The following is a 15,232-nucleotide window of genomic DNA, read 5'->3' on the forward strand; positions in this document are numbered from 1 at the left end:
CCTAATGAAGAGGCATGCCGTATTACTCGCGATTCTGCTCGGTGCTTTTTCGCTGGTACTGACCAACAGTGCATTTAATCTGCTGCTGCCTTATTTTGTGCAATATTATCAGATCTCTACGACAGCAGGCGGATGGATCATCGCCCTCTACATGCTGGCCATGACGTTAACGATGCCGCTGGCTTCCCTGATCGTAGACCGACTGGGCCGGAAGCAGACGTATATGCTGGGTATCACCATCTATGGCGTGTTCTCAGTGGCAGGTGCACTGTTTTATCACTCGATTGAGGTACTGTTGCTTGTGCGTTTCATGCATGGGGTTGCCGCCGGGCTGATGATTCCGTTATCGCTTGTGTTGTTGTTTGATGTATATGGACCGGAGGTAAGGGGACGAATTACAGGAGCGTGGGGGTTGCTGCTTATGCTTGCTCCTGCGGCTGGGCCAACGCTGGGCGGCTTCATCATTCAGTATGGACGGCTTGAAATGCTGTTCTGGCTCAATGTACCGCTGGCTATATTCTCGTTTATCGGGTGCGGTCGAGTCATTCAGACTTATATTCCCGCCCGTAGGAAACGATGGCATCCAACCAGTATCATGCTGCTGATCTGTTCGGTAGGTGCCCTTAGTCTGGGCGTACAGTTGTATGCGAGTCCTGTCGCAGAGGTATGGGTACCTTGGCTGCTGATTGCGCTCGGTGTGGTGTTACTTATTCGTTTTGTCCAGACCGAGAACGGTCGCAAGGAACCACTGATACGTTACCAGTTGCTGAGGCGTAATGCCGTCTTTCCACTGACTGTGCTGATATCGACCATTCAGGATTGTGTCATGTTTGGCGTGATCTTTGCATTGCCATTATTGTTCCAGGATGTCTTCCACCTGTCTCCGGCCTTATCCGGTGCATTGTTCATACCCTTGTCGATCTGCACAAGTCTGTTCATGTGGATCGGAGGCAGTCTGCTGGATCGCGGTCGATCCATGCATTTTATCGCATGGGGCACGTTGCTGGTGTCGATATCGATCTTGTCGTTTGCCGTTCTGCCCATGGCAGCATCGATCTGGATTATAGGCATGCTCATGGCGTGCCGTGGAATTGGCGTTGGCCTGTCAGGCATGAGTATCTCTGCGATTGGTCTGCAAGCATTACCGGACGAAGACATGCATGAAGGGTCGGTGTTATCAACCACGATTGAGCGGCTGGCTTCTTCGTTTGCGGTGATGGGTATGACTCTGTATTACGATATGCGCTGGCAATGGCTTGCCGGGGCAGGAACGTCCATGGAGATGGCAAAATGGGGAGCGCTCAAAGAGATCTGCATCGGCCTTGGCTGCGCCATACTGCTTACACTTCCCCTGGTACTACTTATAACCCGAAAGAAGGTTGGCATCATTGTTCGAGATGGAAAACAAGCTCCGGTCTGAGGCAGAGCAGCAGGCTCATGAACATTCGTGCAAGCTTCTGCTGAACTGTTACATCCGTGAGCTTGCGTTAGAGAAGGCAAACGATATTCGAATCAATCCGAATACGCTGACGTACGCGGTTGCTTTTCCAGCCAGTGGGGTGACGGTGACAGGACAACTATCCTATTACTCTGCGATGGGAGAGCATGAATATCTCAGCATGGAATCTGGCGGAGAAGCGGTGCATTATCGCGACCTGGTTCGCTGGATCACATCTGAGCTAATTGGACATGGGGAACAGGGAGCGAGTTCGGACCAACATGGAATGTTGAAGAGTACGGTGCAAATGAAGAGCTCACTTGAGCTGGAGAATGTACATCCATTGAGTGAGAATACGAATCGTGTCGAGGTGGCGTATGCCAGAGATTTTGCACAAAAGGTAGATAACAGCGTAGGTAACCTTACGTTGTATATCGAACAAGCGGCCAGTCTCGACATCCACGATTATCGGACATCGGAACAATCACTGTTATATGGTCATCCGTTTCACCCTTTTCCGAAGAATTCCAAAGGTTTCAGCGAACAGGATGTTCAGAAGTACAGTCCGGAGCTGCGCACATCGTTTCAACTCTGTTATATCGCCGTGAGACTGGATGCCTACGTGCAAGAATGGGTGGATGACGAGGCAATGATGGATCTGCATGAACTCCTGCGGAGCCATGTGCAGCCGATTTTAAAAGAAAAGAGTGAAAGGTATGGGCTGCTGCCCGTCCATCCATGGCAATACGCTTACCTATCACGGTTGACCGAGATACAGCACTATTTTCAAGATGAAAAATTAATTCTGCTTGGCAGTGCGGGGCCTGTCGTCTATCCAACTTCTTCGGTCCGTACGGTCTATGTTCCGGCATGGAACTGCAATATCAAGCTGTCACTGAACATGCAGATTACCAACATGATTCGCACCAATAGTGCTGAGCAGATGCGCAGAACACTGGATGCCTCCAGATACGTCAGGCAGCATAGCTGCTTCGGTGCTGAGCCGAATACCCATATCGCCTATGAGACAGGTGTGGCGACTTGTGCTTTTGATGATGAAGAGTTAACGAGCCTGTTTACGATAGCTTATCGACCCATTGAGTTTGACCCTGCCAATACGTATGTTTTGTCCAGTCTGGTTGAGGCACCACTTCCGGGGATGCGTTCCAGGCTGATGACGATGCTGGGTGGTGGGCGTATCAATGCTGAGCGTTGGCTGGATCGTTATCTGGCATATTCTCTGCTGCCGATTGTACGGGCGGCGGGAGAGAAAGGCATTCATTTTGAAGCTCATTTGCAGAATACGCTCGTGACATTAAAGGATGGCATGCCTGTGGACTTTATCGTCCGCGATCTGGAAGGGGTCAGTGTGGATGAGGAACTTATCCGTGAGCAGGATCGCGGTGCGTCCGATTTATTATTTTATCCGCGAGAGAACGCCTGGGCGCGGACATCGTACTATTTTATCGTCAATCATCTGGGGTCTCTGATTCATGCCCTGGCGCGAGATGTGAACGTTCCGGAGGAGCATTATTGGAAACAGGTACGTGAGGTACTTGAGGGTGAACTGGAACGAACGGGCAATGCATATGTGCAACATCTGCTGACGACGGATGCATTTCTGGCCAAACAAAACTTGGTGAGTTGTCTAAGAGGGATCAGCCAGACTCCGGTTTATGTGCCGGTGAACAATCCAATGAAACGAATAGGGAGTGAAGTGCGTGGGAGTCGTGGGATACAGGGCTGAAACAAGCGGCAGGACAGAAGCAGTCTACGTGAGTGTACAGGAACGGATCATGCGGCAGACATTGGAGGCGATGTGGTTCGAAGGTATCTTGGACAGTGATATACATGGGAGCGAGTGGCGAACCAGCGGCCTTACATCTTCTGGCGATTCTGTAGCGTACACGTGTGAAGCGGAGCGGAAGTTTTCATTTGGCCGGGTGAAGGTGGAGAAGGGTTCGATTCAAAGGGAAGGCGTAGCCTGCACCGATCTGGATCTGTTTTTGGAGGAAATCGTGCTGAATTCATTGAAGGGTGCGAATGTGACGGCTTTTATCCAGGAACTGCTCGAAACGATGGCAAAAGACAGCCAGTGCCAGGCGATTTTGCCTTTGAACATTCCGCTAGAAGATCGGCATTATGATGCGCTCGAAAGTCACATGACCGACGGTCATCTGTACCATCCGAGTTATAAGTCGAGGTTGGGATTTTCTTTGAAAGACAATAAGGCCTATGGCCCTGAATTTAACTCGGAGGTTTCATTAGTCTGGGTTGCTGTGAAAAAAGAACTTGCTCAGACCGCTGTATCCGCAGGGTATAGCTCTGAAGAATTGGTAAGGCAGCATCTGACTGTGGAGGATATGAAGCAATTTCAAGAGGTTCTGGAGGGTGACGGGAAGACGGGTTCTGACGCGGATGATCGATATGTGTTCATTCCGGTTCATCCATGGCAGTGGGAGCATCAGTTGGAATCGGTATATGCCCGTCAATTGATGGATGGAGACATGGTATATCTTGGTCCATCGTCTTCGCCCTATCGTGCGCAGCAGTCGATCCGTTCGCTGTCGAACCGGATTAATCCGGAAGCCCCTTACATCAAGCTGTCCCTCAGCATTACCAACACGTCGAGCACACGTATACTGGCACAGCATACGACCCAGAACGCACCGCTAATCAGCGATTGGCTGGATGAACTTGTTCGTGAAGATGAGCTGTTGCAGCAAGAGCAGTTTGGCATTTTAAAAGAAATCATGGGACTGTCGTTCCGTTATGAGCAGTTGCCTGCAACGCAATATGGACGGGCCTACGGCACACTTGGAGCCATCTGGCGGGAGAATGTATCGGTTCACCTGAAGCAGGGTGAGACGGCGTGGCCGCTGAATGCGCTAATGTTGGTGCAACCGGATGGTGTTCCATTTATCCAGGATGCTGTAGAACGACATGGCGTAGAGAAGTGGAGCGAGGCCCTCGTTCGCACGGTTACACTGCCCATCATCCATCTGCTCTATGCACACGGGATTGCGCTGGAATCTCATGCACAGAATATCATTTTGGTACTGGAAGACGATCTGCCGAAACGAATCATAATCAAGGATCTGCATGATGGTGTTCGCTACGTACCGGATCAACTGTTACACCCGGAACGCGCACCGAAGCTGAACCCCGAGCCGGAAACGCATCGCAAGTTCAATCGATACTCCTTCATCTATGCGGGAGATGTGTCGGAAGTCCGTGACTATACGTATGACGCATTCTTTTTTATCTGCATGACGGATATTGCGTTGACCTTTGAGAAGTTTGGATTGTCAGAGCAGTCATTCTGGCAGCTGTGCGCAGGTGTAATTGTGGATTATCAGAAGCAGCACCCGGAATACGCAGAGCGGTTTGTTGCATTTGACCTTTTTGCCGAAGATGCACTGATCGAAGAGATGACCAAGCGCCGTCTGTATGGGGATGGGGAGTTGTATTTCCGTAAGGCGAGCAATCCACTAAAGGTATCGAAGGATGCACTGGAATCACAGGGAATGCCCGAATTAAAGGGAATCGTCGAATGAGAATTAATACGCTGAAGGAAAAGATTGCACGGAAACAGCCGGTGTATGGCCTTTTTGTATCCATACCACATCCAATTATCATTGAGATGATTGGACATGCAGAATATGACTTTGTCATCATTGATCTGGAGCATGCCACAACATCGATGGAATCGGTAGAAGAGTTAATTCGGGCGGCGGAACTGGTCGGCCTAACTCCGCTGGTACGTATCTCGAAGGTGGAGCGAGCGGAGATTCTTAAAGTGCTGGACTGTGGCGCACAGGGCATCGTTATTCCGCATGTCGAGCAGCTGGAGCAGGTGGAAGAAGCGGTTCGTCACACTTACTATCATCCGGTTGGCATGCGGAGTCTGAATAGTGGTCGTCCTGGTGTATTTGGGAAATATCCGCTCACGGGATACATTGGGGATGCGAACGAACAAGTGATGATTGTCCCCATGGTTGAAAGTGCAGAGGGCGTTCGGCAAAGTGCACGGATTCTGTCTCATCCCCAGGTGAGTTTTGTATTGGAAGGTGCGGCGGATCTGTCGCAATCCCTCGGTGTGCCATGGCAGACCGAGCACCCGGATGTGAGACAGGCGCTGGATGAATTGCATGCTACCGCGCAGCAGTGCGAAGTACCTTATGCTACGGTCACGAGGGGCGTGGAAGACATGGCACTCTGGGCTGAGCGGGGAGTACATATATACGTGCTGGGTGATGATCGGAATACGGCATTTCGGGCGTATATCCAAAAACGGAATGACTACAGGAATGCGGGTGGGCAGATATGAAACCAAGTGTATGGCAGGCGATCGATGAACTTCAACGAGGGATGGAAGACCCGGTATGTACGTATATCTATGATCTGGCTGGCATTCAGGAACAGGTACGTCAGATGCTGAGCAGCATGCCTGGAAATACACAGTTGTTCTATGCGATTAAGGCGAATCCAGATCCACGCATTATTGAGGCGTTGCTTCCATGGGTAAAGGGCTTTGAAGTTGCTTCCATTGGAGAGTTGCTCAAGGTTAGAGCTGTAAGTCGAGAGGTTCCGATTCTGTTTGGAGGTCCGGGTAAAAAGGAGAGCGAGCTGCGGTTGGCCATTGAGCATGGCGTGAGTTATATCCATGTGGAGAGTCTGCTGGAGCTGCGGCGCATCATTGCGATCGCGAAAGAGCGAGCAATGAATCAGGCGCAGGCGCACGAAGGCAAGCACATGCGAGGACAGAAGCAGGCACAGGAGGACGCGTATGAACACCACAGTGAGCATGACCGTGGTCAAGCTCATGAGGTTCGCATTCTGCTCCGAATTAATCTGCGAAGCAGTACGTTACCTCGGACGAAGATTGTCATGGGCGGTGGGCCAAGTCCTTTTGGCATCGATGAAGAGTCGGTGGAAGAAGCGATCGAACTTATTCGTGTGGAAGGCGCGGGTGTGGTTCGGTTGAGTGGGTTCCATTTTCACTCTTTGTCCAACAATATGGACGCCAGGCTGCACGCCGAGATGATTGAGCTGTATTTGCAAAAGGTAGAGCAGTGGCAGCACCAGTATGGTCTTCCTGTGGAAGTGGTGAATGCAGGAGGAGGATTCGGTGTGACGTATGATGGAAGTCCGGGATTTGACTGGCCCTTATTCACTTCCCTGCTGGAGCAAAGTGAAGCCAGACAACGCCTTGCTTCACGTGGAGGCGAGTTGTATTTTGAATCGGGCCGACTATTGGTGGCAGACCACGGGTATTACGTAGCAGAAGTTACGGATATCAAAACTTCTCATGATCAGCATTTTGCTGTGTTAAGGGGAGGTACGCATCATCATCGTCTGCCTGCTTCATGGGGACATAACCACCCGTTTCAGATTATGGCGACGGAGCGTTGGAAGCATTCATTTGCCCGGCCAGAGGTAAGGGATGCTCGAGTCCATATCGTAGGTGAGCTGTGTACACCCAAGGATCGCATGCATTCCGATGCGGAGGTAGCACTGCTGCGGGTGGGAGATATTGTTTTGTTTGAAAAGTCTGGAGCTTATTGCTGGACCATCTCGCATCATGATTTTCTGGGGCATCCGCACCCGGCATTCCATTATCTAACGGAGGAAGATAATCATGTCAACACTGATGAAGCGTTCCAGTCTGCAAGCCGCTGAACGCCGGATTATGGCGGATTTGATGAATTCATTTTTTGCCGAGCAATTACTCCCACTGGAGGATCACCCATTCATTGATTTTGCCGCAGCACCTGCACCGTTCAGACGATTGTATAAGGAATATGACGGCGAGGAGCAGAGACAGAATGATGCTTCTAACATCAGATTGCATACGCAAGGTGTACTGTGTCTGATTGAAACAGGAGTTAGACAAGCGATTCAATGGGTTCAGGGTTCACCGATCTACGAAGAGAAAGCAGATGGAAGCTGGGTTCTCCTTGATTCTCCGGCAGAGGTTGGACGTGCGGTGTTACAGAGGGCTGTGTCAGATGAAGAATATAGGCAACCCGGAGTGGCGGAATTCCTGACTAGTCTGGATATTGCTGTAGAGCAGTATGCTCTGGGCTGGGAACAAGTCCAGTACCTGTCCGCCAACGTTCCGGCGACTGCTTATGAGTGTTTTATCAAAGGTGAGCGTGTTGCTGCATTGCGGGATCGTCCGTTCCACCCATCGTCCAAAGCCAAGGTGGGATTCAACGCAGAAGATGTAACACAGTATGCAGCGGAATTCGGGAAGGCGATTCCGCTGCGCTGGGTGGCTATACGTTTGGATGCCGTGCAGCAAGGGTGTGAAGATGGACTTTCCATTATGGACGTGTTAGACGATGTCCAGCGTGAAGTGGTGGAAGCTGAGTTTGCCCGAAAAGGGATCACGCTCTACGAATATCTGCCCATGCCTGTTCATCCGTGGCAATTGCAGCATGTGATTCTGCCTCGCTTCACTGGAGAGATTGAAGAGGGCAGCATTGTTGTACTGGATATAGAAGCGGGCGACGTACAGGCCACATCCTCTCTGCGCTCGGTGGCTCCGTCAACCGAATCTAATCTGATGCTCAAGCTGCCCGTTAGTGTGCTGTCGCTGGGGGCTGCTCGTTATCTTCCAGTAGTCAAATTGCTGAATGGTCTTGCTGGAGAACAGATGTTAAGACAGGCCGTTGCTTGTGACGAGACGTTGAATGACAAGGTATATATGTGCGAAGAGCAGAACTGGTGGGGCTTCATGCCGGAATCCATGGGACTGTTCGACGATCATCCCCGCCATCTGGCTGCACAGATTCGTGTGTATCCCGCTGAATTGTTGGGTGAAGCCTACAAAGTCATCCCCATGGCAGCACTGGGTGTAAATCTGGATGGACATCATCTATTAACGGAGATTCTGGGAGATGACCTGAGCAGCGCGGACGTGGTGGAATTCTATACGAGTATAGCTACGACTTTCTATGACATCGTAATGCGTCTATTCAAGGTGGGCGTTGTACCTGAGATTCATGGTCAGAACTGCTGTCTGGTGTTACGGGATAATGAGGTAAAGGGTCTCTTGTTCCGCGATCATGATTCCGTGCGTCTGCATCAGCCTTATCTGGACAAGCATGGTATTGCAGACCCTGCCTATCATATTCGCCCGGGATACTCGAACAGCCTGTATAACGAGACGATCCAGAAGTTGATCTTCTATGTTCAGTCGCTGGGGACGCAGGTGAATCTGGCTGCGATCATGGAGGCACTAAGCGAGGTGTATCACATCCCGGAAACGAAGTTATGGGAGATCACGGAGCAGGCCTGGAAGGAAGCGCTGACTCATGTGCAGCTTCCAGAGGGTGACCGGGCCGCCCTTGCTCATGCGATATTCGAGAGCGAGGCGTGGCCCGTGAAGTTAGTTGTCCGTCCGCTGCTTGAAGCGGATGGGGTGCCTGGCGCGATGCCATCGGGCAAAGGCATAGGGTGGAACCCTTTTTATAAGGGATAGATCTGGAATAGAGAAGGTGACCCGTTTGACGGGTTGCCTTTTTGGCTTGTTGTCATTGAGAGTTGAAATGCTGGAGGGGTAAAACGTTCATCAATCTGGCTAAAAAAACTTATGAAATGGGGGTACAGGAAAGAGACTGATGGTATAATCGGGTTATGTGTTATAGTCATAATTAGCATTACCGAAAAGGTTTTCGTAAAAATCGATATCAACTGTTGTAACCGCAATCATAATTTACTTCAAGAAAGTGAGAATTTACGATGAATCAGAAGAGGCTTTTTAATGATGGATGGCAATTTGCGAAAAGCAAGCTGGATGTTACGGAACCTGCGGGTCTGGTGTATGAACCTGTGGAGCTTCCCCATGATTGGCTGATATATAATACGCTTGAACTGTACGAGGATAGCATTGGATGGTATCGCAAAACGTTTCATTACACGAAGGATGAGCAGCAGCTATTGCTCTGTTTTGATGGCGTATACATGGATTCTTCGGTGTATGTGAACGGGCAGTTGGTTGGGGAGTGGAAGTATGGATATTCTGCTTTTGAACATGAGATCACGAATGCACTGGTGGAAGGCGACAATGAGATTGTGGTCAAAGTGGTGCATCAGAGCCCGAACAGCAGATGGTATTCCGGGGCTGGAATCTATCGCAACGTGTGGCTAAAGACTAGGGACCGCAACCATATTGTGACGGATGGAACGTATGTATCTATCAAGCAGCAGCCGGATGGCTGGCAGGTGGAAGTGGATACGGAACTGAACCTGGAGCAGAATCAGCAGGCAGAGCTGGTGCATACGATCCGGTATGAAGGTCAAGTGGTGGCATCTAGCCAAGCGAATGTTACGACTTCGGTGGGAGAGAATGCGGTTGTATTGACAGATAGCCAACAGATCATTGTGCAGAATCCAAACCTGTGGAGCCCAGATGCGCCGCATCTGTATGAGATGGTCACCGAACTGAAACTGATCTCGGAAGATCAGAGCGAGAAGATCATTGAGACGGTATCCCAACGTATTGGATTCAAGGACGTTAAGCTGGATCCGAGCGAAGGTTTCTATCTGAACGGGGTCCACACGAAGATGAACGGTGTCTGTGAACACCATGATCTCGGGGCGTTGGGAGCGGCGTTTAACCTGACGGCACTGCGCAGAAGATTCATTTTGCTCAAAGAAATGGGCGTTAACGCCATTCGAACTGCGCATAATATGCCAGCCAAAGAGTTCATGGAACTTGCGGACGAGATGGGTATGCTCGTGGTATCTGAAGCCTTCGATATGTGGGAACGGGCCAAAACGCCATATGACTATGCGAGGTTCTTCCCGGAGTGGGCGCATACGGACGTGAAGAGCTGGGTGAAACGCGACCGTAATCACGTCAGTCTGATCATGTGGAGTATCGGGAATGAAATCTATGATACCCATGCGGATGAGCGCGGTCAGGAAGTGACTCGGATGCTGATGGATTATGTACTGGAATTTGATCCAAAAGGCAATGCGGGCGTGACCATCGGTTCCAACTACATGCCTTGGGAAAATGCACAGAAATGTGCGGATATCGTGAAGCTGGCAGGTTACAACTACGCGGAAAAATACTACGACCAACATCATGCAGAACATCCGGACTGGATCATCTATGGCAGTGAGACCTCATCAGTGGTGCAAAGTCGTGGCATCTATCACTTCCCGTTCGAACAGCCGATCCTGGCTGATGATGACGAGCAGTGCTCGGCACTCGGGAACAGCACTACAAGCTGGGGCGCGAAGTCGGCAGAATATTGCATTTTGGCTGAGCGGGATCGTCCGTACTCACTGGGGCAATTCCTGTGGACCGGATTCGACTATATTGGTGAACCGACTCCGTATCATACGAAGAATTCGTATTTTGGACAGCTGGACACGGCAACGTTCCCGAAAGACGCTTATTATATCTACCAGGCGGCATGGACGGATTATAAGAAGAATCCGATGGTTCACCTGTTCCCTTATTGGGATTTCAATCCGGGTCAGATCATTGATGTACGCGTATGCAGCAACGCGCCGAAGATTGAACTGCAACTCAACGGGTTGACGATTGGCACCTACGATATTGACCATGCGCATGGAACACAGCTATCTGGCTGGTGGAAAGTCCCTTATGAAGAGGGTGAGCTGAAGGCGATCGCTTATGATGAGAATGGTGTTGTGATTGCAACCGATGTACAACGCTCCTTTACGGATGCGAAGAAGATTCGTCTGCAGGCGGATCGGGAGCAATTACAGGCGAGCGGCACAGATCTCATTTTCGTGGAAATTACGGTGGAAGACGAAGCGGGTAATCCAGTGCACAATGCGAACAACCGCGTTCAGGTTCAGGTGTCTGGTGCCGGGCGATTACTGGGTCTGGATAATGGAGACAGCACGGACTATGATCCATACAAAGGACTCAGCAGAAGGTTGTTTAGCGGTAAACTGATGGCCATTATCGGAGCAACAGATGAGGCTGGGACAGTACGTATTGAAGTATCTTCGGAAGGATTGGAAGGTGCCGCAGCTGAGTATGAAGTGCAGGTTGTGGGTGCGACGGATGTCGATGGTGATATAAAAGAAGTGCATTCCGTCTTCATGGTCAATGAAGAACGTCCGGTGCTGACGGGCAGTGCTCAGGAGATTCCTTTGCGGAAAATCGAGATCATCAGCGAATCAGGACAGTTGCTCGATCCGTCCAACCCGGAGCTGGTCGTAACGGTCAAGTTGTATCCGGAGAACACGTCCTATCGGGACATCGAGTGGGCTGCTGTGAATGATGGCGGCATCGAATCCAACATTGCCAAGGTGGAAGTCCTTCCTGCGGGAACGGATGGCAATGGAGAGAATCAACATACGGTGAAAGTATCTGCGATTGGTGACGGGGCGTTCCGACTTCGCGCTACCAGTACGAATGGTACGGACAAAACAAAACTCATCTCCCAGCTGGAATTCAAGGCGGAGGGTCTCGGAACAGCTTACAAAGATCCATACGGCTTCATCACGGGCGGATTATATGATTACACCAAAGGTGAGGTTGGTAACGGGAATGAACGCGGTGTAGCAACAAGTCGGGACGGGGAGACCCATGTGGGCTTCCGCAATATCGACTTTGGTCCGTATGGTTCCGATACGATCACCATTCCGATCTTTGCCTTGTCGAGTGAAGAGTACTTCATTCAGATCTGGGAAGGCATGCCGGATGAAGAAGGCAGTACGATGATTGCAGATGTCGTGTATGACAAGGAATCCAAATGGAATGTGTACCAGGAAGAGACGTATCAGCTGTCCAAACGCCTGAGTGGGATTACGTCGATCTGTTTTGTGTTGAAGCAGAAGATTCATATTAAAGGGTTCTCGTTTGAGCGCCAGAGTCGTGCTTTTGAACGGAATGCAGCTGTATCCTGTGACCATCTCTATGGAGATACGTTCAACATTGAGGGAGACCGTGTTGAAGGTATCGGGAACAACGTGTCGTTGGAGTTCGAAAACATGGACTTTACGGCAGAAGGCACGTCGAAGCTGGTCATTCATGGCCATTCACCAATAGATAAGAATACGATTCATATCCGCTTCGCAGGTGCGGACGGACAGAGTAACCAATTGGTTGAGTTCACACAATCCGAAGGATATGAAGAGCGTGTATTTGAGCTTGAACGAGTGACAGGTGTGCAAAAGGTAATCTTCATCTTCTTGCCGGGAAGTCAGTTTGACTTCAACTGGTTCCGTTTCGAGAAGTAAATATGATGTAAATATAAAACCCCTTCAAGCAGGCATCAGTCCATGGGAACGTGGATCTGAATCGCTTGCGTGAAGGGGTTTTTCTTGTATGTAGATGTGGAAGAAAACATCAATGAACCTGCTCTGCTTCAACTGAGAGATCTAAGTGATGACCTATCTGGCTATAAATGTACAATTTAATATCCGTGTCTTGTAATGCAAGCAGATTGATCGTTTTATCACTATTTCTGCTGATAGATGTCTCCATAGGTTCACTTACTTCATTGACATACATCTTCACATATACCATGTGGTTGCTGTTGTTTTCAATCGATATGTTGGCATGTGTCCCGTTCGAAGCAACCATTGTGAAGCTGCCGTTGTATGCGGAACGACCTTCATGTTGAGTTGGGGCAATGAGCAGAACAGATGTAGATGTTAGGGATGAGCGCTCCATTTCATGGGCTAATCCGTTTGACTGCGGTTCGTTCGTTGAAGCTAAAGCCGCTGTATTGGCTGAGTGGGTGGATATTAGTAAAGATAGAGCCAGTGCTACACCAAGCATTGTTTTTAAGGTCATTAAATACACCTCCTACTGAATGATAAAATACTAAAATTTCCGTTCCTGTTATCTATATTTCTATGATTCTAAACGTTTTGCACAGCAGTAGGGTTACGGGGAAATGGAAAAATAAGAATAATGATGTAACAAAGGATAAGATTGAAACGTTCCATACATGAGGTGATGGAATGAAAATTATGCTTATCCTATCGTTAGCTTTAATGCTGTTAACTGCTTGTGAAGCAAATGATCCAACAACGGATGCTTCCGGAATTACGCAACCTTTTCCAGAAATTATTGAGCCTCATAACCCTGAGCAAGCGGAACTAAGCGGGGATGTGGTTGTGCTTCATGGAGGCATGCGGAACAAGGATACATGGAATACTTTTATGAAAAATGTGAAGAAAAAACAGCAGGATCAGGTTCGTGTAACGATGTATACCATTGAAGGTGGGGCTATTATCCAGGAATTAATATACGATGGCTCAGCTATTCAATCGACTTACGATAACTCAAGGGATGCTTATGGCTCCAAACAGGGATTGAAGACCGACACCTGCAAAGGGATCGGGACGATGAAGAGTGGGCAGGGACATATTTTTTGAGAAGGAAGAGAATCCTTTCATGATGCCTAAGTTGTAAATGAACCTTTGAGGCCATGGAATATACGATTGGCAAACTCGGTGCAGCTCACTGTGCTGATGCATACTCCAAAGGTGCTACCGGAATTACCGGTTCCAGGTTCGTGGAGCATATGGGCAAGGCAAAGAATTAATGGCAGGGACTGTGGTCTTATGATCTAATGGGCTTCCATCATAGTTATTCGCACACTCTCCGAATGTGCCACTGACATATACATAGGGCATACACACTGTGTGCATCGGCCTAAGGAGAGTGACTATTTTGAAGAATCTGAACAAGAGGACAGCTACCCTCAACAAATTAAGGCCCAGACGTGCTAGATTGGAATACAAAAACAAAATTCGACGAAAACGGAAATATAAGATGATTCGTAAAGTGTGCCGAAGAAAGTACCGCTCCCTGAAGCGTCCAGTAAAATCACAGAAAATGGCCCGTGACAAAAAAGTCATTGCATTACCGAGAGGGGGAGGCAGCAATCCTGTATGTTGTGAGCCTTCCCCACTGCTCGCTCCGTTGAGACAACATGAATTGAAGACGGTTAGTCTCCCCGGGACGCAAGGGGTTGCAGGCGCCCAAGGTCCCGCGGGATCTCACGGCGAGCCGGGTCAACCGGGTATTCCCGGAGTGCAGGGTCCAGCAGGCCCTCAAGGTGGGCTGGGTCAACCAGGAGTTCCCGGAGTGCAGGGTCCAGCAGGCCCTCAAGGTGGGCTGGGTCAACCGGGAGTTCCAGGAGCGCAAGGCCCGGCAGGTCCTCAAGGTGAGCCGGGTCAACCGGGGGTTCCCGGAGTGCAGGGTCCGGCAGGCCCTCAAGGTGAGCCGGGCCAACCGGGGATCCCCGGAGCGCAGGGTCCCGCAGGCCCTCAAGGCGAGCCGGGCCAACCGGGGCTCCCCGGAGCGCAAGGCCCCGTAGGCCCTCAGGGTGAACCGGGTCAACCGGGAACTCCCGGAGCGCAAGGGCCAACAGGTCCCCCAGGTGAGCAAGGTCCCCCGGGCACCATACCCGGAATTGAAATCATTCCTACGGTAAACCGTTACTTCTATTTTCCAGATACCGATCTGGATTTGTCGGTCTCAGTTATAATTCCTGCCACAGCATTCACTAATGACGATGGCGACAGCATAACCCAATTTGCCGGGATTGGACTTAACAGCTTTAACAATCTTTATATCAACGGGGTCGTCCAACCAGGAAACTCATATAGTGTAAGTGCGGATAGGTTGTCTTTTTCGTCACAAAACGGTGTGATCTTTGCAGGGACACCTATTATTATCGAGATGATTATAATAACAACGAATATCATAAATGGTTAAAATTGGTTTTATTCACCGGTTCCTTTGCCCTCACTGCGCTCGAATCTACCACATATACTATG

The 15,232-nt window shown here is 49.9% G+C and carries 10 protein-coding genes; 9 read left to right on the plus strand and 1 reads right to left on the minus strand.

All coding sequences use genetic code 11. From position 1 onward, the window contains the following. Nucleotides 1-4 precede the first annotated feature (4 nt). The 7 genes from NLBNIHML_RS22305 (at nt 5) to NLBNIHML_RS22335 (ending at nt 12,676) form a co-directional block, all read left to right on the plus strand. Nucleotides 5-1,420 carry an MFS transporter gene (locus NLBNIHML_RS22305; protein WP_494352787.1) on the plus strand — a complete coding sequence of 472 codons (1,416 nt, stop codon included), beginning with the start codon at nt 5-7 and terminating at the stop codon, nt 1,418-1,420. Next, complete coding sequence (locus NLBNIHML_RS22310) at nt 1,398-3,185, plus strand: IucA/IucC family protein (protein WP_494354741.1); 1,788 nt, start codon at nt 1,398-1,400, stop codon at nt 3,183-3,185. The genes NLBNIHML_RS22305 and NLBNIHML_RS22310 overlap by 23 nt, the downstream gene beginning before the upstream one ends. After that, the gene (locus NLBNIHML_RS22315) at nt 3,160-4,995 is read left to right on the plus strand and encodes an IucA/IucC family protein (RefSeq protein WP_494352788.1); all 1,836 of its coding nucleotides are present in this window, start codon (nt 3,160-3,162) and stop codon (nt 4,993-4,995) included. Before NLBNIHML_RS22310 ends, NLBNIHML_RS22315 begins: the two co-directional genes overlap by 26 nt. Beyond that, nucleotides 4,992-5,768, plus strand: coding sequence for an HpcH/HpaI aldolase family protein (locus NLBNIHML_RS22320; protein WP_494352789.1), 777 nt, complete (start codon nt 4,992-4,994; stop codon nt 5,766-5,768). Before NLBNIHML_RS22315 ends, NLBNIHML_RS22320 begins: the two co-directional genes overlap by 4 nt. Then, nucleotides 5,765-7,120 carry a type III PLP-dependent enzyme gene (locus NLBNIHML_RS22325; protein WP_494352790.1) on the plus strand — a complete coding sequence of 452 codons (1,356 nt, stop codon included), beginning with the start codon at nt 5,765-5,767 and terminating at the stop codon, nt 7,118-7,120. The genes NLBNIHML_RS22320 and NLBNIHML_RS22325 overlap by 4 nt, the downstream gene beginning before the upstream one ends. After that, on the plus strand, nt 7,080-8,927 hold the full coding sequence (locus NLBNIHML_RS22330; RefSeq protein ID WP_494352791.1) for an IucA/IucC family protein: 1,848 nt from the start codon (nt 7,080-7,082) through the stop codon (nt 8,925-8,927). Before NLBNIHML_RS22325 ends, NLBNIHML_RS22330 begins: the two co-directional genes overlap by 41 nt. 260 nt (nt 8,928-9,187) lie before the next feature. Next, complete coding sequence (locus tag NLBNIHML_RS22335) at nt 9,188-12,676, plus strand: glycoside hydrolase family 2 TIM barrel-domain containing protein (protein ID WP_494352792.1); 3,489 nt, start codon at nt 9,188-9,190, stop codon at nt 12,674-12,676. A 109-nt stretch (nt 12,677-12,785) separates the two neighbouring features. On the opposite strand, the gene NLBNIHML_RS22340 is transcribed toward NLBNIHML_RS22335, so the two are convergent. Further along, nucleotides 12,786-13,235: a hypothetical protein gene (locus NLBNIHML_RS22340; RefSeq protein WP_494352793.1), complete on the minus strand. Its 450-nt coding sequence runs from the start codon at nt 13,233-13,235 to the stop codon at nt 12,786-12,788. Between the two features lie 170 nt (nt 13,236-13,405). On the opposite strand from NLBNIHML_RS22340, the gene NLBNIHML_RS22345 reads away from it, so the two are divergent. Together NLBNIHML_RS22345 and NLBNIHML_RS22350 are read left to right on the plus strand one after the other, a co-directional pair. Further along, nucleotides 13,406-13,822 carry a DUF4362 domain-containing protein gene (locus NLBNIHML_RS22345; RefSeq protein WP_494352794.1) on the plus strand — a complete coding sequence of 139 codons (417 nt, stop codon included), beginning with the start codon at nt 13,406-13,408 and terminating at the stop codon, nt 13,820-13,822. A 298-nt stretch (nt 13,823-14,120) separates the two neighbouring features. Next, nucleotides 14,121-15,170 carry a DUF4183 domain-containing protein gene (locus NLBNIHML_RS22350; RefSeq protein WP_494352795.1) on the plus strand — a complete coding sequence of 350 codons (1,050 nt, stop codon included), beginning with the start codon at nt 14,121-14,123 and terminating at the stop codon, nt 15,168-15,170. The last annotated feature ends 62 nt before the right edge of the window (nt 15,171-15,232 follow it).

The organism is Paenibacillus sp. JNU01 (genome assembly GCF_059130585.1).